Annotated in this window: 22 protein-coding genes; 9 read left to right on the forward strand and 13 right to left on the reverse strand. The window is 42.9% G+C overall.

Going from position 1 to position 22,170, the window contains the following annotated elements; translation table 11 throughout:
- Positions 1–40: 40 nt before the first annotated feature.
- Both ACT3QR_RS04190 and ACT3QR_RS04195 read right to left on the reverse strand, forming a co-directional pair.
- Positions 41–664, reverse strand: a complete 624-nt coding sequence (locus ACT3QR_RS04190; RefSeq protein WP_444520138.1) for a GNAT family N-acetyltransferase — start codon at positions 662–664, stop codon at positions 41–43.
- Positions 665–857: 193 nt separating this feature from the next.
- Positions 858–2,507, reverse strand: a complete 1,650-nt coding sequence (locus ACT3QR_RS04195) for an FAD-dependent oxidoreductase (RefSeq protein ID WP_444520139.1) — start codon at positions 2,505–2,507, stop codon at positions 858–860.
- A 242-nt stretch (positions 2,508–2,749) separates the two neighbouring features.
- On the opposite strand from ACT3QR_RS04195, the gene truD reads away from it, so the two are divergent.
- Positions 2,750–4,015, forward strand: coding sequence for a tRNA pseudouridine(13) synthase TruD (gene truD, locus ACT3QR_RS04200; RefSeq protein ID WP_444520140.1), 1,266 nt, complete (start codon positions 2,750–2,752; stop codon positions 4,013–4,015).
- Positions 4,016–4,112: 97 nt separating this feature from the next.
- On the opposite strand, the gene ACT3QR_RS04205 is transcribed toward truD, so the two are convergent.
- Positions 4,113–5,570: a diguanylate cyclase gene (locus ACT3QR_RS04205; RefSeq protein ID WP_444520141.1), complete on the reverse strand. Its 1,458-nt coding sequence runs from the start codon at positions 5,568–5,570 to the stop codon at positions 4,113–4,115.
- A 278-nt stretch (positions 5,571–5,848) separates the two neighbouring features.
- Entirely contained in the window at positions 5,849–6,730 is an 882-nt protein-coding gene (locus ACT3QR_RS04210) for a PHP domain-containing protein (RefSeq protein WP_444520142.1), read from the reverse strand.
- A 268-nt stretch (positions 6,731–6,998) separates the two neighbouring features.
- On the opposite strand from ACT3QR_RS04210, the gene ispZ reads away from it, so the two are divergent.
- From ispZ to mnmD, 4 genes are all read left to right on the forward strand, one after another.
- Positions 6,999–7,550, forward strand: coding sequence for a septation protein IspZ (gene ispZ / locus ACT3QR_RS04215; RefSeq protein ID WP_444520143.1), 552 nt, complete (start codon positions 6,999–7,001; stop codon positions 7,548–7,550).
- A 107-nt stretch (positions 7,551–7,657) separates the two neighbouring features.
- The gene (locus tag ACT3QR_RS04220; protein WP_444520144.1) at positions 7,658–7,984 is read left to right on the forward strand and encodes a YciI family protein; all 327 of its coding nucleotides are present in this window, start codon (positions 7,658–7,660) and stop codon (positions 7,982–7,984) included.
- 62 nt (positions 7,985–8,046) lie between these two features.
- A complete protein-coding gene (locus tag ACT3QR_RS04225; RefSeq protein ID WP_444520145.1) occupies positions 8,047–8,412 on the forward strand; it encodes a hypothetical protein in 366 nt (121 codons plus the stop codon).
- 124 nt (positions 8,413–8,536) lie between these two features.
- Positions 8,537–10,588 (forward strand): tRNA (5-methylaminomethyl-2-thiouridine)(34)-methyltransferase MnmD, encoded by a 2,052-nt coding sequence (mnmD, locus tag ACT3QR_RS04230; RefSeq protein ID WP_444520146.1) that lies wholly within the window; start codon positions 8,537–8,539, stop codon positions 10,586–10,588.
- Between the two features lie 58 nt (positions 10,589–10,646).
- On the opposite strand, the gene yiaA is transcribed toward mnmD, so the two are convergent.
- Positions 10,647–11,204, reverse strand: coding sequence for an inner membrane protein YiaA (gene yiaA, locus ACT3QR_RS04235; protein WP_444520147.1), 558 nt, complete (start codon positions 11,202–11,204; stop codon positions 10,647–10,649).
- A gap of 152 nt (positions 11,205–11,356) precedes the next feature.
- Here yiaA and ACT3QR_RS04240 point away from each other — a divergent pair, with 152 nt between their 5' ends.
- The 3 genes from ACT3QR_RS04240 (at position 11,357) to ACT3QR_RS04250 (ending at position 13,158) form a co-directional block, all read left to right on the forward strand.
- Positions 11,357–11,989, forward strand: coding sequence for a hypothetical protein (locus ACT3QR_RS04240; RefSeq protein ID WP_444520148.1), 633 nt, complete (start codon positions 11,357–11,359; stop codon positions 11,987–11,989).
- A 7-nt stretch (positions 11,990–11,996) separates the two neighbouring features.
- On the forward strand, positions 11,997–12,431 hold the full coding sequence (locus ACT3QR_RS04245) for a secondary thiamine-phosphate synthase enzyme YjbQ (protein WP_444520149.1): 435 nt from the start codon (positions 11,997–11,999) through the stop codon (positions 12,429–12,431).
- An 82-nt stretch (positions 12,432–12,513) separates the two neighbouring features.
- Positions 12,514–13,158, forward strand: coding sequence for a hypothetical protein (locus ACT3QR_RS04250; RefSeq protein WP_444520150.1), 645 nt, complete (start codon positions 12,514–12,516; stop codon positions 13,156–13,158).
- A 175-nt stretch (positions 13,159–13,333) separates the two neighbouring features.
- On the opposite strand, the gene ACT3QR_RS04255 is transcribed toward ACT3QR_RS04250, so the two are convergent.
- From ACT3QR_RS04255 to ffh, 7 genes are all read right to left on the reverse strand, one after another.
- The gene (locus ACT3QR_RS04255; RefSeq protein ID WP_444520151.1) at positions 13,334–13,993 is read right to left on the reverse strand and encodes a DUF4112 domain-containing protein; all 660 of its coding nucleotides are present in this window, start codon (positions 13,991–13,993) and stop codon (positions 13,334–13,336) included.
- Complete coding sequence (gene ubiA / locus ACT3QR_RS04260; RefSeq protein WP_444520152.1) at positions 13,986–14,903, reverse strand: 4-hydroxybenzoate octaprenyltransferase; 918 nt, start codon at positions 14,901–14,903, stop codon at positions 13,986–13,988. The genes ACT3QR_RS04255 and ubiA overlap by 8 nt, the downstream gene beginning before the upstream one ends.
- A gap of 141 nt (positions 14,904–15,044) precedes the next feature.
- Positions 15,045–15,287: a hypothetical protein gene (locus ACT3QR_RS04265; RefSeq protein ID WP_444520153.1), complete on the reverse strand. Its 243-nt coding sequence runs from the start codon at positions 15,285–15,287 to the stop codon at positions 15,045–15,047.
- Positions 15,288–15,378: 91 nt separating this feature from the next.
- Positions 15,379–16,278, reverse strand: a complete 900-nt coding sequence (locus ACT3QR_RS04270; protein WP_444520154.1) for a class I SAM-dependent methyltransferase — start codon at positions 16,276–16,278, stop codon at positions 15,379–15,381.
- A gap of 82 nt (positions 16,279–16,360) precedes the next feature.
- Positions 16,361–17,203, reverse strand: coding sequence for an undecaprenyl-diphosphate phosphatase (locus ACT3QR_RS04275; RefSeq protein WP_444520155.1), 843 nt, complete (start codon positions 17,201–17,203; stop codon positions 16,361–16,363).
- A 208-nt stretch (positions 17,204–17,411) separates the two neighbouring features.
- Positions 17,412–18,113 carry a tRNA (adenosine(37)-N6)-threonylcarbamoyltransferase complex dimerization subunit type 1 TsaB gene (tsaB, locus tag ACT3QR_RS04280; RefSeq protein ID WP_444520352.1) on the reverse strand — a complete coding sequence of 234 codons (702 nt, stop codon included), beginning with the start codon at positions 18,111–18,113 and terminating at the stop codon, positions 17,412–17,414.
- Positions 18,114–18,384: 271 nt separating this feature from the next.
- Complete coding sequence (gene ffh, locus ACT3QR_RS04285) at positions 18,385–19,929, reverse strand: signal recognition particle protein (protein WP_444520156.1); 1,545 nt, start codon at positions 19,927–19,929, stop codon at positions 18,385–18,387.
- Positions 19,930–20,391: 462 nt separating this feature from the next.
- Here ffh and ACT3QR_RS04290 point away from each other — a divergent pair, with 462 nt between their 5' ends.
- The gene (locus ACT3QR_RS04290; RefSeq protein ID WP_444520353.1) at positions 20,392–21,156 is read left to right on the forward strand and encodes a cytochrome C assembly family protein; all 765 of its coding nucleotides are present in this window, start codon (positions 20,392–20,394) and stop codon (positions 21,154–21,156) included.
- Between the two features lie 91 nt (positions 21,157–21,247).
- On the opposite strand, the gene purU is transcribed toward ACT3QR_RS04290, so the two are convergent.
- A complete protein-coding gene (gene purU, locus ACT3QR_RS04295) occupies positions 21,248–22,168 on the reverse strand; it encodes a formyltetrahydrofolate deformylase (protein ID WP_444520157.1) in 921 nt (306 codons plus the stop codon).
- Positions 22,169–22,170 lie beyond the last annotated feature (2 nt).

The raw sequence follows: 22,170 nt of genomic DNA on the forward strand, positions 1-22,170 counted from the left end.
GATAGATTGTTTTTTAATATCTTTTCATTTGATCACCTGATTAACTAACTATTTTTTCTAGTTCTAATAGCTCTAAATCATCACGCTTTGGTTCACCATTATTACCATCGTTTGGAAACGGCATTTTATTGCCATTTAATTGATAGCCACGGCGCTGATAGTAAGCCAAAAGCTCAGGACGATGACTTAAAATAGACATGGTCAGACGACTTGGCTGATTCAGGGACTGTAAATGACGATTTGCAAAAGTCTCAGCCGCTTGTAAAATCACGTTGCCTACGCCTTTTCCTTGTAGCGCAGGATGCACCGCAAACATACCGATATAAGCTTTTTTATTTGAGTTAGCATCGGTTTTGATATCAACAGCGATACAACCAAATATCTCACCTATTTCTTCTCCGTCACGGTCGCCCGTTGTTGTTTTCGGATAAACGAAGTAATAGTGATTAGGATCATTAATCACGGCAGCCAGCTCGGCTGATGTAGTTCGAATACCACCTATCAAATCGGCTTCGTTGGTCCAGCCTGCTATCTCCCGATAGCAGCAATTTAACAACTGCTCAAGTGCGCCAATATCATCCAATGTCGCTTCACGTAGAAATACCGACTCTTTGTCAAAGTAATCTACGTTCATATTGCTGCTTTTTATATTATCGTCGCTCATATTATAATTCTTCCTTTTTTATCTACGTATAGTTGAATTCAAATAATTTCGATACAAGAAAACCGAGTGCAAGTTATACATGAGTATACTTAGCGAGGATGACGATGTAGCGGATTTATATGGATTTGACTATAAAAAAACTGACTTAGATTCCTAAGCCAGCCTAAATATTAATACGTATTGCTTAATAGTACTAGCGCGATAACGCCTGTGCTTGCTCAATCATATTAAATCCTGCATTGAGCTGCGCACGTGTCGGCGCGTGACCACGGCGCAATAGCTCAGAAAACGCGACCAACTCTTTGTCACGTCCAAGCGTACTTGCTGCACTAGCCCGCGTATTCTCGCCTTCATCATCGAAATAGTATTCGATATAGTCAAGCGTATCTGGCGTACCAAATAAGATATTGAACTCAGGTGTCGCTGCATGACCACTATAGCGTAGGCTCTTGCCATACTGCATGGTCCAGAAGAAAGGAATGCGTGCCTCTAACGACTCGACATCATCATCCCCTAATATCGCAGCTGCCGTGACCATGCCATGCTGCAAAGCTACGCGCCAGTGCTCAATACGCATACGGCCCATTTGGTTGCTAGCTTTTGCAATATCGCCTAGCGCATAGACGCCATCACGCAACTGTAGATGCGCATCAACTTGTACGCCATCTGGAGCATTAACTTCACTCAATATCTCGGTACGTGGAGACACACCAGTACCCAAGACCACAATATCAGCATCAATATGCTCACCACTCGCCAGCGTGACACCGCCTACATCTGAAAAAGCCTGATCATCTTCATCTTCATCTTTATCCACTTGACGGTCAACTTTGGTAATTTCATTGACAGTTGCATCAAATACAAAGTTTATGCCCTTTTCTTCATGTAGCTTAATTAATGCATTACTTACAGTCTCTGAGACAATATTGCCCATCACGCGATTGTCTTGACCCACTACTGTGATAGAAGCGGTCGTACCTGCCTGCGCTAATGCAGAGGCAACTTCCATACCGATGAACCCTGTACCAATGATTACCACACGCTGATCATGACTGGCCGCTTTAATCAATTTGGCATCTGCCATGCTGCGTAATGTATAGACGCCATCAACATCTGCCCCAGTAATAGACGGAATGGCAGGCGATGCACCAGTAGCCACTACTAGAAAATCTGCAGTCTGCCGTTCACTATTTCCATTTTTATATTCTACGACGATGGTCGCCTCATTAGGGATTACTTCGCTGACCGTCTGGTTTAGACGTAACTCAATATTGTTGCTACTCGCCCAATCAGCACCGCCTAACAGCAACTTATCTTCATCCATGTTTCCTGCCAAAAACGCCTTAGATAACAATGGACGATTATAAGGTGCTTTTTCATCTTTACTAATCAACGTAATCTTGCCGCCATAACCACCCTGACGCAACTGGTCAGCCGTCATAAATCCTGCACCGCCGCCACCAACGATAATAGTATGAGTATCAGTTAACTTGTCATTTTCGACCTGCCCCGTTACCTCAGCTGAGGTATCAACCATCAAACTGTCACCATCATGAGTGAGTTTATATTGAGTCAAACCTTCTGTTGCGATCGGCTCTAGTAGTGACCCGTCGCTAGTATCAAAACTCGCATGATGCCAAGGACAGACTACTCGATTGCCACAGCGCAGACCGTTACCTAAATCTGCACCAGCATGGGGGCACTTACCATCAAATGCTCGGAACTCATCGTCATCACGAGTGATTAAAATGATACTATCGTCGTCTTGCTTGTAAGATTTCATGCCACCACTTTGAATATCCGCTTTGCTGATGGTGACTGTATTGATCATCGCCTTGGTCATAATGCTTCCTTAACAGCTATAATGATGTCTAATGACAGTAGGTTGAAAATGACCGTAACCACCAGACAAATTCAACTTATCCTATTATTTTTAATATGCTATACATTGATAGTAGCAAGAGCGCCTCGCACACGATGTTTTTTTGTATGTTTGCTGCGTTGCAAAACGTAATTATGCAACTTTGCTTTCCGCGTTCTTTTTACTGCTCATCATTATTAATAAACAAAATAAAAGACGACCTTATGACTTCTCAAGATAATCAAAACGAAATAACTACCACTTCTCAAGTCAGTTTAGATAGCCAAGTGGTCGCTATTAATCAAGATGCCAGTGAGCAAACTGATCTGGCTCATATTGATATCACCGCTATTACAGATACCGAGAAGTTACCACAGCCAAGCTTGCAGCCCATAAAGCAAGCGACTTATAAAGCCAAGACGACTGACTTTATCGTCAATGAGCTATTGCCATTAGATTTCACTGGCGAAGGTGAGCATCTATGGCTACATATCGAAAAGTCAGGCATGAATACTGTTTATCTGGCAAAGCTATTGTCAGAGTGGGCAGATATTCCCTTGCGTGATGTTGGCTACTCGGGGTTGAAAGACCGTCATGCATTGACGACCCAGTGGTTTAGTTTGCGAATACCAAAAAAGCAATTACCACCTGCTGAGTTTGCAACAGTGGACATTGGTGCAAACGAGTCTGTCACTATCCTTGCGCAGCACTGGCATAATAAAAAACTCAATCGCGGTACGCACCGTGCTAATCAATTTGTTATTACTTTACGCGATATTCAGTTTGCGAGCGTTAGTGACGAAAACACTGCATCATCTGAGCAATCATTATCTGCTAAGCAACGCGTCAAGCAGCATTTGAAGCACATTGGTGAAAATGGCGTACCCAATTATTTTGGTCCACAGCGTTTTGGACGTAATGGTAATAATGTTAGAGAAGCCTTGAGATTATTTGCACGTCCAGTGCCAGAAAAACGCCCGCAACCAAAAAAGAGCAAACGTAAACGTGCGCCGCGCGAGCAAAACACGATGGAGTTGTCTGCTGCACGTAGTTTGATATTTAATGAAATATTAGCGTCACGGGTTCGTGACGGTAGCTGGAATACAGGGCTAGCTGGCGAAGTGTTCAACTTGGACGGCTCAGGATCGATATTCACCAGTGAAACACTAGATAATACATTACGTGCTCGTATTGATAGTGGTGACATCCATCCAACTGCGGTGCTATGGGGCACGGGCAACGACAAGGTCTCTGGTAGAGCTGCAGGTTTAGAGACCGAGGTAGTACAACACAGTCCACTACTTATGCAACTAGCAACGGGATTAGAGCAGCGCGATATCAAAGCACAGCGACGTGCGCTACGCTTACCTATCGAAGCGTTAACATGGGAATGGTCAGATGATCAGACGCTGGTATTAAACTTTACTTTGACTACGGGTAGCTTTGCCACCAGTGTGCTTGCAAGCTTAGTACAGCACTTAGTGTATTGATGGCATTAAACTGGCGTCTAAGTTGGACTAATCAATAGAATATAAGCCATACCGATAACGCTTGTACAGTTTTATCAGTATGGCTATTTATTAAAGGCTAACGGTTTTTATAAAGCGATTGCTTACCGCCTTCTTTTTCGGCCCACATTTCATTAGCACTGACCACTTGATTACGACCACGGTGTTTCGCTTCATACAAAGCTTTATCCGCAGTGCTGATTAAACGCTGGCAGATATCACTAGGCAGCTTTTGCATTGAGGCGATTTGGCTTTCCGCGCGCTGAGTAGCAATCGGTTTAATGAAGGGCGACGTTCGAGCTGTGGTCTTTTGCTGTATGATCGTTTCATACCCTTGGACAATACAAGCTCGCTCTTCGTGAGTTAAAGTATATAATCCAAAGCTTGCTGTCACATTGAAATCAGCCAGACCTTCAATCTTCATAACATGTTCAGCAATATTTAGGCGCAATCGTTCGGCTATCAACATAGCACTATCATGCTTCGTATCTGGCAACACAACCAAAAACTCTTCACCACCATAGCGGCTGATGATTGTCTTATTCGTTAATGATTGCGATAACGTCTGTGAGATTTCAATCAAAACCTGATCACCTACGTCATGACCATAGTTGTCATTAATCTGCTTGAACCAATCCAAATCTAAGAGCATGACGCTTAAGTCTTGTTGCTCTCGTACTGTTGCCAAAGCATACTTCATTTTCTTCAGACCGTAGCGGCGATTTTTAAGCTGAGTAAGCTCATCCTGATTAGCATGTCGCAGGGTCTCAAACCGACTATCATCTAACACCAATAGCAAAGCACGAAACATATAAACGATAAAAATCGCTTTTGGCAATGCTAAATACAAATGAGTCGACCGCCAAAAAAATACGGATGAGCGCTGTAGCTGGCTGATACTATCCCAATTTAAGATATTATTCTTAAAGGCTAACGCAGCCACTGCATTTTCAGTAGCCATAATCTCGTTGTGAATTAAATAATTATGACTCTCAAGCATGGGATGAATGACAGTCAATTGGCGTAAATTAGGCAGGCTAATACCACAGTAAGGAGACATAATAGCCAATAACATTAAAATAATATGTAGCCAGAACATACGCCAAGCGTAGCGGCGCTTGATCAACATCATACCTAGCATAGCACCACCGACGAGCGACACGCCCGCAAACAAACTACTGTACCCTATCATCACAATAACAGTAGAAATGTAAGCGGTATATACCAAAACTAAAGCTATCTGCCATCTACATAAAACAACTTCGTCATCGTTGCTTGAGTGAAACAAGCCTTTGACCATACATAAAAAGAACAGTCCGACAAAGCTTATCCCGAGCCATAATGGATATAGATAGTGCATATTTACATAGGTATTTAATGCATCTTGCTGCCACCAGACATACAAGCACCATAGCCAATGCAATGACACTTCTAACACGATAAATAGAGCCATCAGCGATGTTCTGTCAGCAGCCTGCCACTCAAAAATCATTTGAGAGATTTTTTTGTAACCTAGATGGGATATCGATACAGCCATATATGGGCTACCGCAAAGAATATAAATACATTAAAAGGTGTGAATAGGTTGAAGACATAAGTACTAAAATCAAAGCAAAAGTATATTATTTGCTTTGAGGTTTCTATATCAAGTGTTGCAAGTTCTGCCCTTATTATCAATCTATTTTATGCATTTATTTCCCAATATTTTCTCTATAAATGTAATTGTATTTAAGTCTTAACCTTAGACCTTGTTCATTGTAATGAACAGGACTCTATCACTACTAGGGATAACTATAAAAAAACGGATTTTGCTCACTAAGCAAGCGTTGCAAAAGACTCCCAAACTCCTTGTTGGTCATCATTCAAAATAGGGACATCGCCCAAGCGTCGCCAAGGCATATTGCTACCATGGAAGTCGCTACCAATAGATGCCGCAAGACTATGTTCAGCAATGCTACGATCAACCATTCTTCGCGTACTAATCGGCTCACTAGCGGCTGGTAATTCACAAGCATCTCCGCCAAGCTGTGCAAACTCTTCTATCAGTTTACGCACGCGTGTCGCTGATAGTTGATAGCGCGTAGGATGTGCGAGCACTGCTTTACCGCCACAGGCATGGATTAATTCGATACCATACTGCATCGTCAACGCCTCAATTGCTACATAAGCAGGTTTATTATCCGCCAAGTATTTATCAAAGGCTTTTTGAACGGTTTTGACTTCACCGCGCTCAAATAATACCTGCCCAATATGGGCGCGTCCGACTGCTTGTGGGTTACCACCCGCCTTATCGAGCACTGCCTGCCATAGCTCATCATAATTGATATCTAATAGTTCACTTAGTTTTTTGACGATACGCTGACCACGAGTCGCTCGACTGTCTTGCAGTTGCTGCAGCGTTGCATGCATTTTTTCGCGATCAGTAAAGTCCAGTCCAAGTACATGGATGATTTTGTTGGTAGATTTATTCTTCCCATAACCACCGCTTAATGTATGCTCACAGCTAATCTCAACGCCATTAATAATTTGCATATCACAAGCGCTAGCAGCGTCTCTCGCCTCATCAATCCCTGCCAATGTATCATGGTCAGTCAATGCCAATACGTTGATTCCCGCTGCATGAGCACGTTGTATTACTTCGGTCGGTGCATAAGTTCCATCTGAACAAGTACTGTGGCAATGTAAGTCAATTTTCATAAGATAAGCCTTAAAGTGTTAAATAAAATAAGCGTTAGGTAGCAGGTAGTCGTTATTACTATTATGAGTATTCTGACCTGCCTTAATAGTTCTATAGATTTAGTAATTATCACTGCTGTATTTGGCCGGTAGCATAGTCGCCAGACACAATAAGAAAGTATTACTATGTAGGTTGCGTATATCGCATGATTATCGTGTTGATTGCTTTTTTTTGATGCAGTAGACGTGTAAACTACCCCATACGTTTTTGTTGGACATATCCTTTGCTATGAAAGCATTACTAGACTTTATTCCCTTAATTGCCTTTTTTATCGCGGCGCGTTATAACGGTATTTTAGCAGCAGCTGGAGCTTTGCTCGTCGCTACTATTATCGTTTATGCCATTCATTTTATTCGTCAAAAAGGTAAGTTTGATAAGCAGCAATGGGTTGTCTTATTATTAACGATTCTATTCTGCGGCGGCACATTACTGCTGCGTGATGATATTTACTTGCGCTGGAAGTCACCCATTATCAATGGTATTTTTGCATTAACACTATTTGTTAGTGCCGCAATTAACAAGCCATTGATGCAGCTTGCGATGAAAGAGGTATTTACCCTGACCCTTAGCGGCTGGAAAAAACTGACTGTTGCTTGGGCGCTGTTTTTTGCCCTAATGGGTGTACTACATTATATCACAGCGTTCACAATGTCAGATGAAGCATGGATTAACTTTAAAACCTATGGCTGGATTCCGATTATGCTTGTATTTGTCGTGGCTCAGTTTGCTGTACTAAAGAAGCATCTCAACCCTGCGCTTACAGACAAAGCTGCTAAATAGCTCCTACTGCCCTGTCATAGCAGGAATCACAACTTTATCGCTATGGCGTTTATATTAAGCCCATATAAGCTCATTATTACTTTTTTATTATTCACTAAGGAAGTCTCATGTCTTTATTTACCATCATTGGTCATGACGTGGCTAATAGCAGTGCACAACGTCTAATTACTCGTACTGAACATATTGAACGCCTAAAAGCACTGCATCAACAGGGTCGTCTCGTTATCGCAGGTCCAACGCCTATCGAGCATGATAAGAGCGATATGTCAGGTAGCTTAATTATTGCGGATTTTGACTCTATCGAAGCGGCTCAGGCTTGGGCAAACGATGATCCTTACTTACGCGATGGTGTGTATAGTCATGTCGATATCAAACCATTTGTTCAAGCATTGCCAGCACCAACTGATATTGATAATCAAGTAGCTGCATCGTGATTCAAAGTGTCTCTTTTTTACACAACTGCTGCTACAAAATTGGTCTGATTGGTCTGATGTTAATGACAGCCATTTCAGCTCACGCTGCACCTGCTGTTGATGCTACCGACCCAACAGCAGTGATACCAGTGACTGATCAAACAGCGCCGTCTGCTTTGCCAACAAATAACTCAGCGCTAGATATTAATGATACTTTGGCGGCACAGTTGCAACCATCTACTAAAGCGTTATCAGCTGCCAATCAAGAACTGCTCAGCCGTAACGCACAACTGCAGCGTCAAGTGAACGATTTACAGACCCAAGTCAATGTCCTAGTTTACGAAAGTAAAGGACAATTGTTTCTATACGGCGCGTTTACCGTTTTGATCAGTTTGTTAGTTGGCATTTTTGTCTCGTGGTTAGTATTTGTTCGTCGTGAGCGTTGGTAGCGTAGATTTTGCTATCGCTGATTTATATTAAGTTACTGCGCTACTCTTGACCAAATGTCGATATCATTGATCTGTCACTGCTAATCGTTAAGCTACCGTTACTGATATTTCTAAGAAGCGCCTCATGTCTACCGCCAATCCTCAAAACCCTAAACACTTAAATGTTATCACGCCTGCCAAGATTGACTGGCAATCGGATGATACTGGTAATATGGTGCCAGTATCAGGTGAGTTTGGGGACGTTTACTTTTCTCATGCGGATGGTTTGGCAGAGACGCGTCACGTGTTTATAGAGCACAATCAGTTACCAGAGCGTTTGGCACAACTTGCACCAAAGCAATGTTTTACGATTGCCGAGCTTGGCTTTGGAACTGGGCTAAACCTACTAGCGACGTGGCAATTGTGGCGACAACTACGTGAAACCAATCCTCAGTTAGCAACGGCTCGCCTGCACTTTATTACGACTGAAAAATTCCCTATACCGTTGGCAGATCTAACGCAGATACTTGCGCTATGGGGCGAGCGAGCGCCTGAGCTGATGGATTTCATTCAGCCGCTTTTGGCTGCATATCCGCCCCTGATTGCAGGCTGTCATCGTTTAAGTTTTTCTTATGATAACTTAACTGTCGATATGTGGCTTGGTGATGCAGCAGACAGTCTCAGCAAACTGGCATTAGACCATTCTAACCAGCATACGCCATATGTTGACGCTTGGTTTTTGGATGGTTTTGCGCCTTCTTGCAATAGTACCTTGTGGGCTGACAGTATCTTTGCACAAATGCAGCGCTTATCACGCCCTGATACGACTGCCGCTACTTATAGCTGTGCTGGTATCGTTAAGCGTGGGCTAAGAGAGCATGACTTTCAGATTAAAAAAGTCAGAGGTTTTGGTCGAAAGCGAGAAATGCTAACTGCCGTTATGGCTAATGCAAAAAGCAGTAACCTCGCTAATGACAACAACCATCACGAGGCGAAGCAGGAAACGACTTATAGCACATTTGAGCATGTTGTCGTTATTGGTGCAGGTGTTTCAGGTTTGCTAACAGCCTGGTCACTTGCCAATCGTAGTATAAATGTCACTTTACTAGATAAATCAGCGCCCTTAGCAGGTGCATCAGGTAATCCTAGAGCACTGCTCGCACCCAAAATGACTCCGATCCACCATGTTGACGAGCATCTACATACCATAGGTTATTTATATAGCAGCAGACTGTATCGAGACCTCAATCAAACAGCCATACAGCTTAATACAGCACCAGTGCTTGAACCAACTGGCGCCCTTGATTTGCTCATAAAAGCCAATATCGGTACGGAACAAATTGCAGACTACCCTGATGAAATGGCGACCACGTTATCTCATGAGCAAGCTCAGATTGCCAGTGGATTAAAAGAGCAAAACCTAGCAGAAAACTTGTATTTACCACAGTCTGGTCTGGTCAGTCCACAAGCACTAAAAGATATCATACTGACTCATCCACTCATTCGTTTTAAGCAATTAGAAGTGAATAAAATCAACGAAACTGAGCAGCAAGCTCATATCGAAGGTATTAATAAAAACCAAGAGTCTGTCACAATAACAGCTGATCATATCGTCATTTGCGCGGCTTTTGAAAGTCATCAATTGGATGAGCGTATTTTTGATTGTCGTAAGATTCGTGGACAGCTGTCTTGGTTTAGTCCCTCGACAGAGCAACTCACAAAGCTACCCAAAATACCGCTTAAATATAGTGGCTATTGTGCGCTGTTCAACGCACAGACTGGGGATAATGAGTTAAACACAATAATCGCTGACAAGCCATATCTATTGCTTGGCGCGAGCTTTATCCGTAATGACATAGGTACAGACATACGTGATGAGGAGCATCAGATTAGTCGAGACAAGCTCATCACTGCTATTCCTGAGATGGCCTCTATTATTCCGAAGGATACAAGCCTGTGGCAAGGACGAGCTGGCATTCGCACTCAAACGCCTGACTACCATCCTATCGTTGGACAATTAGTAAATAGCCAACGGATATGGACCATAAGCGCGATGGGCGCAAAAGGTTATGCGTTAGCACCTGTTTGCGCTGAAGCATTAGCAGATATGATGCTAGGATCATTTGCACCACTTTCAGAAGCCATGCTAGCTCGTCTATCACCCAATCGTACACGTTTGCAGATACCGCTCGTTTAAAAAGCGTCTTATTTAAAAAGTGTTGCTTTATTGTCTGGAGTGTCGATGATCAAGCACGTTAGTCTCTATCATCCATTTTAGACTTAACGGTACCAAATAGCGATTTGCTAGCATCAGATTCGCGTGATGCTTGATGAGCAATTTTGGCACTGTTCTTAGTATCGTCGGAAATCGAAGGTGCGGTTAATGTGCGTATTTGCGCTTCATCACGAGTATTTTTTTGAATAGTAACCGCTGCAAACAAACTCATCGTAAACGCCATCATATAAAACCCTTTCTCGCTTAGGCTCAGTCCCCCTGCATACATGAGACCAATTGCAATAAGCGCAATGGATAACCCTAGTGCTGCCCAACTGATTAGGTAATACATATTTGTTGTTGGGATACCTTCACTACGATCACGTAGCGTTTTCTGTAGGCTAATGGCAGAATAAAGACCGAGAGCGAGCACCGCTATATAATAGCCCTTTTCATTTAACAACATGCTTTGTGCATTCCATAGCCCAAGTAAATAGGCAACAACACCAACCAACATTACTGCCCAAGATGTCCCAACATAAGCGGTTGTTGGTTTATAAGCAGTTAACTGACTCTTAGCAATCGTGTCGTTATTCATTTTTATTCCTAATTAAAAATAAGCATATACTCTGTGGCGCAATACGTTTTTTTATCAAACTATGTTTTGCTTTAACATAACACAAGCATGTTATATTGTAGTACAAAATCATTTCTAATAACCAATAGCATTTTCAATGACAGAGCTCCGACATGTCTTTTTTTAGCTTGCTTGTTTTACTTAGCCTTATTCTTGTTGTACCCGTTTTTTTCGTGATGAAAGAAAATTCGAAACGTACACAAACTGACTCTATAAGGCGACATAAAGAGTACTTAGAAGCAGCAAGCCTTCATACTACTCAATCTCAGAAAGTACCCGTAGTAACAAAAGATGCTATGTATGAACAAGATAACTCTGTAAGTGTTATTAGCTTCTCAGCTCAACATCCATTCATCAAACTGCTCTACAATGAGCAAGTCCCTCAAACGTTTCGAGCAATAATGGATGATATTGGGCAACAGTATGAATCGACTCATCACAGCGAAATTACTGAAACACAGCTATTCACCCTCAACAAATTTATTAGCACGCGTGTTCCAGAGTTGATTACTGACTACTTAAGCCTTGATAAACATTACGCAAAGACGGTCATTATTGATGTGGAAAAACAAAGTACCAGTTATGGCATAGTGCTAGACCAGCTGGGCACGATTTTAGACTTTGCACAAAAGCTCAATACGCAAAGCCAAGGTGGCGTCGTCGATAAGTTACTTGCTAGCCATCGCTATTTGAATGATGTCTATAAAGATAGCGGTATGGCAATCGATAGTCTAAAAATAAAATGAGGTTTTCATGTCTTACCACCAAACCACTCTTACACTACCTGCCTATGCGCGTGGCATTCATATTATCACTCCGAGGATTAGAGAAGCAGTTTCTCAGCTGTTACCTCACTCTGACAATGTGGGGTTGATTCATCTGTTTTTGCCACATACGTCAGCCAGTCTTGCAATCAATGAAAACGCTGATCCAGATGTCAGACTAGATACAGAAGACTGGCTCAATAAAATCGCGCCAGAAGATCAGCCAGAGTATCGCCATACTTTAGAAGGCTCAGACGACCTACCAGCTCATCTTAAAAGCATGATGCTTGGGGTAAGTTTGACTATTCCGCTTGTCGATGGTGAGTTAGGATTGGGTACGTGGCAAGGTATTTACTTATGTGAACACAGAGACTTTCAAAAATATGGTGGGCAGCGTAAGCTGGTGATTACAGTAAATACGTAATAATATACTGTCAATGAATAGCAGGTTGACCCTTGCAAATTGTCACATCTACGTAGAGCGCCATTAACGGATAAAGCTGATTATGAATACTCCCTTCTCAAAAATACTAAACTTACGAAAATCTAAACTGCTTTATCGTACAACTCCTGCTATTTTCTTTAGTCTATTGCTACTTACTGCTTGTCAAAAAGATTCAGAACCTGAAACAACTGATAAAACTGCAGCTGAAACTTCTACGCAAACCGCGCCAGTAACGACTAATATTAACGTTGATGACACCGAATACAGCAATGCCAATGACGCTCAAAATGTAGCGCAAACTGATGCTGGTTCAGAACGTGATATGAGCTTAACAGAGTTAGATAAAGATCTTGGTGATACTGCGCCCACTGCAAATGATAGCACTGAAAAACCTAACCCAGAACAAGCTATCAAAGGTGCACAAATCACTGATGTCCGTTATAAAAGTGCAACAGGTGAGAGTTTGTCTGTAGTCTTTGAGACGTCGGCAACTGGCATGCTCAACGCTATCGTTACTCGTCCCAACCAGCCAAAAATGACATTAAGCGCGCCTGAAGGCCAAGGCAATAATCCTACCTATCAATCAGCTGATGGCAGTATCCAACTCGTCAGTCATGCTGGTGGTGGCACTATCGACCTTATCCAAGACAATAAGACCACTAGCTTTGATGCTGTCAGTGCTGAAGCAGAGGTAATCACTGAATAAAACCTGCTTCGCCTGCTGTTTCAATACTCTACTCGAAACCATAAAAAAGGCGGCAAACGTTATTATCGTTGCCGCCTTTTTCCTTTCTGTGACTTACTCTGTACTTTCTTGTCTCTACTGAGCTTTGTAGTGGGTAATGAGTGATAAGTTATTGTATTTAACCAAACCCAGTCGATTAACCAAACATCCCGACCAGCCAGCTTATCACCGTCCATAGCCCCCAACCGACAAACACAATGACCAGCAGTCCAAGAAAGTCAGGGATATGCAAATACAGCCCAGCAACGATTGGATTGCGCCAAAAAAACCCAAAGCGGCTTTGCTGCTGTTTGTCTTCTAATGACTGATGCAAAAACGGTCGATCCATATGCATGGTTTCGGTAATCCCATACTCATGGTGTAAATGCTCGTGCACGATACCCAGTGTCTTACGACTAGGACGAATAAAAATATCTAATAGCGTACCAATGCCAGGTACGATGCCAACGACCATATCAATAAATGCCAATCTAACCGCTGGTGTCATTTTATGAGCAGGCACACCTAACTGACGTCCTAATATAAATGCATAACTGGTCAATGCCAATCCTGCCAAATCTCCTGCTAGTGGAATGGTCGAAAGCGCGGCATCAGCACCCATTCCTTGCTTGGTAAAAGGCACTCGTACTAGTGAATCCATGGTATTGGCAAATTTTGCTAGCTTACGTTCAGTTGCAATGACCTGATCGCGCGTCAGACCATGCTCTGCAAGTTTTGCTTGATAGTCTACGACAGACGCATTCGTATCAGACAGTTTCTTTGATTTGAATCTTTGCAATTTATCGAACTTATCCATTTAACGTTGTCCATATGCAAGCGACTGCTATAAGAGCAAAGACATAGCGCCCTACCCAGATATTAGCCAAGAATGCTTGGAAGCAAGCTAAAGGGTTACGACTGGCACAAGCGCTGTTTTGTTTGGCGAACATCATTGCGACTAGCGCCAATCCGAATACTGGCGTTACACCTAACGTGGTCGGAGCAAAGTAATGCCACATAACCACACCCATCATTAGCAAAAACAGCATTTGGAGTATCGAGATGATAATCACATCATAACGACCGAACAGTATCGCCGTTGATTTCACGCCAATCTTTAAGTCATCTTCACGATCAGCCATGGCGTACTGCGTATCATAAGCCACTGTCCAACACATATAAGCTAAGAATAGCAGCCAGCCCCATATATCAGGAGCGCCTTGCACGGCCACATAGGACATCGGTATTGCCCACCCAAAAGCAGCTGCTAAAAATACTTGTGGCAGGTGCGTATAGCGTTTCATAAATGGATAAATAAACGCCAACATAACAGCACCAAGCGACCAGTAGAATACAGCTATAGGCAAGAAAAATAGTAGACTGGCACTTAACAGCACCAGTATTAAAAATGCAAAAACGGCTTCTTTGCCAGATAAGCGTCCATCTGCTAATGGGCGACCTTTAGTGCGAGTCACATGACCATCTACTTTACGATCAGCAAAGTCGTTAATCGCACAACCAGCCGCTCGCATAAATATTGCACCAAGGGCAAATATCGCGAACACCTTGATACTTGGCAACGCTGCCGTCATTCCTTGCTGCTGCGCTTGACCCATTGCAGCAAGTAGTACGCCCCAAAGCGTTGGCCATAATAGCAGCTCAATGCCGACTGGCTTATCAAAACGGGTTAGCTGGATATAGGCTTGTAGCTTGTCTTCAAATGTCATGGTTTTTTATTATCATTAATTGGATACTTTTTATGTGTGCTTATATGCACTTATATGTTTAGCCTAGAACAACTAAATCGATTTTTAAAGAAGCTGGTTGCTGACTTTTCATGGTCAAATTACTAAACTTTAACGGGTTAATTACTGTATTTGCTGCCATAACTTATTAGCTTCGATCAGTGATAGCTCAGGATATTGCTTGCGCAAAGCTTTTAACGCTGGGACTTTGTCTTTCTGTGCTGCTTGCTGACGCAAAAATGCCAGTTGTTCTTGTGGATTGCTCAGCTCTTTCAACCGTGCCTCAAGCCGCAGGACTCGAGTGCGCAGCATGATATTAATCAACAATAAAATTGCACCCATAACCCAAATGATTAACGCTGACATTCCTTGCTCCTAAATCCATTAATTCTGGACGCATAAGCTGATTGATTGCGTAAATTTATACTCGTATATCTATTATCACAAACAGCAGCTGTCAGACAAAATACCCATCAAAACGCACGGCTTCATTGTGCCAGCTCTCACTGGCTGGCTCACCAGCAAGCAATGGTGCAAATTGTGGACGCTTTACGACCACGCGACCTTGGCCTTGCGTACTTTTTTTGACAACGGCCTGCGCACTATTTAGCAGTTGTCGCTCTTTATCTAGCGTTGGTGGACGAGCTAATTGATGCAATGCTTGCATATGCTTACCGACTTTTGCACCTTTGCCTGTCTTACTATCTTGATAGCTATCCTCTGGAAACATCGGATCCAGATAGACGACATCGATTATCGTAGAATTATCTGTTACGGAGTCCACCTTTAAATTCGCAAAATAGCTCAATGCATCAGTATTGATAATCTGTAGGCGGCTCATGAGTTTCTGCCAATTGGGTAGCGCACTCATACGCTGCTGCTCTACAAGTAGCAACAATGCCATTAAAGGCTGTTGCTCAAGCATAGTGACTTGTGCACCTGTACTGGCCAATATCAAACTATCATGCCCAAAGCCAGCGGTTGCATCAACAACGTGACTATCTGACGTAATTTTGGCCGCTTGTAATAGCAGCTCAGACTTACGACCAGCACTCACGACACGGCGCTGCAACTTGTCCCACTCAGGTGCTACACTGAGTCCATCACTTAGCCATGATAGCTTATCTTTATCATCTAATAATAGAATAGGCTGAGTAGATGCTTGGCTCAATTTCTGACGGCGCTTTTGAGTTAGTTTCTCTGTAGCGACCTCTATATCTAAGATAATTGGTAATGTATGTTCAGCTATCAATGACTGTAGGCTCTCAACCTGTGCTTGCTGGCTGTCATTGACATAGAATAACTGACAATGTACAAAAGCACCTGTCTCGTCATACGTTTGGGGCACATCGGTCATAACCATCATCCTATTTGCTGATTGTTTTCACTATGAATTACTGGCGTGTTAAATCATCAACATCATAAACCACGGGCTAAATCTAGCCAGCCATTTGATAACCAAAGCCCCAAGCGGCGACCAGCACGATAACACCTGTAATGATGCGCAGCCAAGCAAAAATAGTAAAGTCGCGGCGACTTACCCATGCCACAAGTAAGCGTATACAAAGTAGCGCCACCACAAATGACACGATGGTTCCGATACCTAGCACTAGCCAGTCTTCACTGCTCTTCAGTACATCACCATGTTTGAGTAAATCCAACAGTGCTGCCCCTACAATAACCGGAATACCCAAAAAGAAAGAAAACTCAGCAGAAGCCTTACGTGAGACACCTAACCACAGCGCACCAATGATAGTGGCACCTGAGCGTGATGTCCCTGGTATTAGAGCTAAACATTGAAACAGGCCAATCATTAACGCAGTTTTTATGCTGACATCTTCCGCTTCTTCTGCAATGACCGTTTTAGGACGCTTTTCCACGTAAAATATCAGTAGACCGCCGATGATGAGCATAATGGCAACGACAATAGGATTAAACAAATACGCTTTAATTTCATCGGCAAAGGTAAAACCAACAATCATCACAGGGATAGTAGAGACAATCAGACTCAGTCCCAGCTGTCTAGGATTGGTCATGCCCTCTGCTTTGCCAGTCAGCAAGCCCATCAGCGCTTGCCACAGTCTACCCCAATAGTCGTAAATCACTGCCAGAATAGCGCCAAGCTGTACCACCACGACAAATAAATCGACTTTTTCCTTGGTCCAAAAGCCCATCACATCAGCTGATAAAATCAAATAGCCTGTACTAGAAATGGGTAAGAATTCCGTGATACCTTCAACGATACCCATAATGACAGCTTGAACGAATAAAAGTATATCCACAGTGACTTTCCTAGAAACAGACTGGCCTAAAAAAACGGCCTAGCAACAGACCAATTGGCTGTCCTATATTAACGTTGATTTTATATTGGTATGCGCTTACTAAACACTAAAAGGCTGGCTGCTATCAATTGAGTTAAACTGGTCATGATTAAGACATTTATCGTAACCAGTTACAGCAGACAACTCTTCAAAAAGCATAGTTATGAAGCTATGCTTTGCCTTGCTCTTTGAGTGTTTTCCACGCTTGGTTACGTAGATATTTTGGCAATGCCTGCGATGCTTCCGTACCATCATCGTTTGCAAACTGAGCAATACCAAGCTGCCCAATCACAACAGCATCTGGCCACACATCTTCATGACAGTCTTGCTGTTCATGTCGTGCCAATAGCGGTGCGCCATTACCTGCGATAGGCAGGCTAAGTTCAGTTTGTCTATCATAATCTAATAGCTGCTCTGTACCATCGCTACCATCAGCCGATACTGGCCGCATAATACTATGACCTAACTGGTTGTCAGTTACCAATTCATACTGCCCAAAGTAGACTTGCTGCATACGCGCATCAAGAGCGCTATATAGGTGTGTCAGCCCGTACTTCTGATACGCGCATTGTGCGATTGCCTGCAGGCTTGAGACGCCAACACAAGGCAAATCATGCGCTACAGATAGAGCCTGTACCACTGCCGTGTTGATGCGGATACCACTGAACGCACCCGGTCCTCGATTGAATATCAAGGCTTTTATATCAGCAAGATCTAGCTTGGCTTCAGACAACGCAGCATCAATCATCGGTAAAATCTGCTGAGTCTGCTGACGCTTACCTGTTTCGGTATGGCTCGATAGTACCTGTCCGCTCGAATCTAAAATCGCGATCGAACACTGATCGAACACGGTATCCATTGCTAAAAACATCACAACCTCGGCTTTTTACTTTTGGCGTTCTAAATTGATTTGTCAGATTTTAATAATTTTTAATAACGATCTATCATTCATGTACTATAAAAACCCAGACAGAATGAATCAGCGCCTATCATAGCATTTAGGGTACACGAATTTTATTAATTTCTATATTTTTCACACTTTATCCATCAGTGTTTATCTATAACTAATAACAATAAAAAGCCCCAAAGCTTAATTAGCTTCGGGGCTTTGATCAAACTTCTTAAAAATAACTAATTGTTATTTAAAAGCGGGTTTTGAACTTCTTTGGCGCTTGGTTTTGCATTTCTTGCATTTGCTTTTGCATCTCTTCGGTGCTTGGCATGTTGTTTGGATCCAGTCCCATTTGCTTGGCCATTTGCTCTGGGTTCACATCTTTAGCGCCACCTTGCTGACCGCCACCAAACAATGGACCGCCGCCACCGCCAGCACTACCGCCACCCATTAGTCCTTGCATAGACTTCATCATTTTACTGATGCCTTCAGGTTTTGAGATCATTTTCATCATTTTTGCCATTTGCTTGTGCTGCTTGAGCAAACGATTAACATCTTGAATCTCACGGCCTGAACCTGCAGCGATACGGCGCTTACGACTTGGGTTAATCTTATCAGGGTTTTTACGTTCAAATGGCGTCATTGAATTGATCAGCGCTTCCATTTCACGTACTTTTTCTTCTGGCTGGGCATCTTCAACGGCCTTTTGCATGTCTGAGCCGCCCATACCAGGCATCTTATCTAAAAATCCTGCCATGCCGCCCATACTCTTCATTTGCTGGAATTGGGTCAATAGATCCTCAAGGTCGAAGTCACCGCCCTTTTGCATCTTTTTCGCCATTTTTTCGGCTTTATCACGGTCAATTTTTTGCTCAACTTCTTCGACCAGACTCAGTACGTCGCCCATACCAAGGATACGCTGCGCGATACGCTCAGGATGAAACAGCTCTAACTCGTCTAGTTTTTCACCGCGACCTAAGAACTTAATTGGCTTACCGGTGATAGCACGTACAGAAAGCGCCGCACCACCGCGAGCATCACCATCAGTTTTGGTTAAGATAACACCCGTCAATGGCAGTGCATCATTAAAAGCTTTTGCGGTATTGGCCGCATCTTGACCCGTCATGGCATCGACGACGAATAGCGTCTCAGATGGATTAACCGCAGCAGTTAGCGCCTTAATCTCATCCATCATGGTATCGTCGATATGTAGACGACCAGCGGTATCAATGATCAAAATATCTTGATACTGTATTTTAGCTTCTTCAATCGCACGCTTTGCGATATCAATTGGATTCTCATCCGTGCTTGAGTTCACAAACTTAGCATTCACCTGACCGGCTACTTGCTCAAGCTGCTTGATAGCTGCTGGACGATAGACGTCGGCAGAGACCAGCATGACTTTTTTCTTTTGGCGCTCTTGTAGATACTTGGCCAACTTACCAGCTGTAGTCGTTTTACCCGCACCTTGCAAACCTGCTAGCAAATAGACAACAGGCGGCTTACCTGTCATCTCTAACTGCTGGTTAGCACTGCCCATCATTTCGGTCAGCTCATCATGTACGATTTTGACAAAGGCTTGACCTGGCGCTAACTCTTTTAGTACCTCAGCACCAAGCGCTTGCTCTTTCACACGTTTTACAAAATCACGAGTGACAGGTAGCGCCACGTCAGCTTCTAACAACGCCATACGCACTTCACGCAGCGTGTCTTTGATATTGTCTTCGGTCAACTGTCCGGTACCGACGATATTACGTAGGCTCGACGATAAGCGTTCTGTTAAGGTATCAAACATAAATAACTCTCAATTAAAATGGTTTTCAATTAAATAATACGCAATTAAAATAACTCTAAATCAAACCATTAAAATGGTTCGTAAATAATATTAGGATACGCTATAAAATATTAGGGTGTTGCATGACAAGGGATATGATAAAAGAATTATATTATCAATACTATAGCATTAACATGGCTCAAAACTTATAGTCGTTTCTAGTCGTTTCGCAACGAACACGGCACTTATCATTGTAGTTAACTTTTTATAGATGACATATTTTATGTTTTGCACTATACCGCGCTGCCGATCATTTATAAGTTATAAGCAAGATGGTGCTCAACTGGCACCCATTTTATGATAAATTGGATGATTATTCTAATCATTCTGATAATACCACTTTAGCGACACATTGAGCGGCAGTTTATGCTCAGTATAAGATGAGGCTTTTTATCTGTGCACTTTGCATTCTTACTTGCTAGCATGGCTTATATCTTAGTCAGCATCCATATTGGTTGGGCGCTGATTCAGGACATACCTATTCACAAAAGCCTCAGTTTGGGCTTATTGCTCATCGGTATGGCTGCACATGCGGCACTGCTATATCCATACGTTGTGACGCTGTATGGCTTAAATTTCAACTTATTTAATATAATCAGTCTGACCAGTTTGTTTTTCTTATTCTTTTATCTGCTGTTCTGTTTATATCGCCCTATTCTTAGTCTTGGTATTTTGGCTGCACCCACTGCGCTCATCGGTATGACTGTCGGCTATATAGGCCGTGCACCCTATCAACCACTAACTAATGTCAGTATCGGGCTTGAAGTCCATATCATATTATCATTGGCTGCCTATTGTGTGCTGTTGATGGCTGCGGTACAAGCGCTATTCCTGCGTCTGCAAATACGTGAGCTCAAGCATCATACCATTCACCGCTTTTGGGTCAATAAACTACCTTCCTTGCAAAGTATGGAGAGTTTATTATTCGATATGCTGTTGGTAGGCTTTGTATTGCTCAGTATCGCACTGGGAATTGGATTTATCTATGTGCAAGATTTAATGGCGCAACATATCGTACATAAGACCGTTTTTAGTCTACTGTCGTGGTTGTTATTTGGTGTACTGCTGTTTGGTAATTGGCGTGCTGGCTGGCGAGGTAAACGTGCAGCCAATATCACTATTTATGCCTTTATCCTATTAGCTATTGGCTTTGTTGGTAGCAAGTTCGTCTTAGAAATGCTTCTTTAGAATTATAATATATATTCAAAAAAAAGGCGGTCAGCAACAACAGTTGCTGACCGCCTTTTTCTATATTGAGCCGATTCACTACTGATGTTTCTTAGTTAAATACAACGGTCTTATTACCCGCCACAATCACACGATTTTGTACATGCCAGTTTACAGCACGTGCTAATACGTTTCGCTCGATATCACGGCCGATAGCACGTAGCTCTGTTACTCCTTGGCGATGCGTCACACGGTGTACATCTTGCTCAATGATAGGTCCTTGATCAAGCTCAGCGGTGACATAATGCGCTGTCGCACCGATAAGCTTCACGCCTTTATCATAAGCTTGGCGATAAGGATCTGCGCCCACAAATGCAGGTAAGAAGGAATGATGAATATTAATAACCTGCATCGGCCAACGTTTGACGAAATCTGATGACAAAATCTGCATATAGCGCGCCAACACTAGCAAGTCGTTACCTGCCATTAGCTTATGAATCTGCTCTTCTGCTTCCGCTTTGTTGTCTTTGGTTACTGGCACATGGTGAAAGGTGATACCAAAGTTTTCTACTGCTTGCTGTAAATCAGGATGGTTACTGACCACGCAAGTAATCTCACAATCGAGCAGCCCACGCTGATGACGCCATAATAGATCTAACAACGCATGATCAAACTTCGAGACCAAAATACCGACTTTGGTCTTCGTGGCATTATTATGTAGGCGCCAATCCATATCGTGACGCTTAGCAACCGTATGCGCAAAGCTGGCCTCAAAATTCTCGATAATATCGCTCAATCCTGCCAACGCAAACTCCAAACGCATGAAGTATTGACCGCCTTCATGCGCCGTTGAATACTGATCAAGCGTAATGATATTAGCGCCGTAACGATGGATGAACTCAGATACCGCCTGTACGATACCTGCTTGGTCTTTGCATTTAATGAGCAGCGTGGCTGTATCGATGGCGCTAAGTGTCTGTTTGCTCTGAGAAGCGATGGTCGATAATGAAACCGTTTTAGTGTTGTCTGACATGA

Origin of the sequence: Psychrobacter sp. AOP7-B1-25, from assembly GCF_052376195.1 — a bacterium.
GTDB lineage: Bacteria > Pseudomonadota > Gammaproteobacteria > Pseudomonadales > Moraxellaceae > Psychrobacter.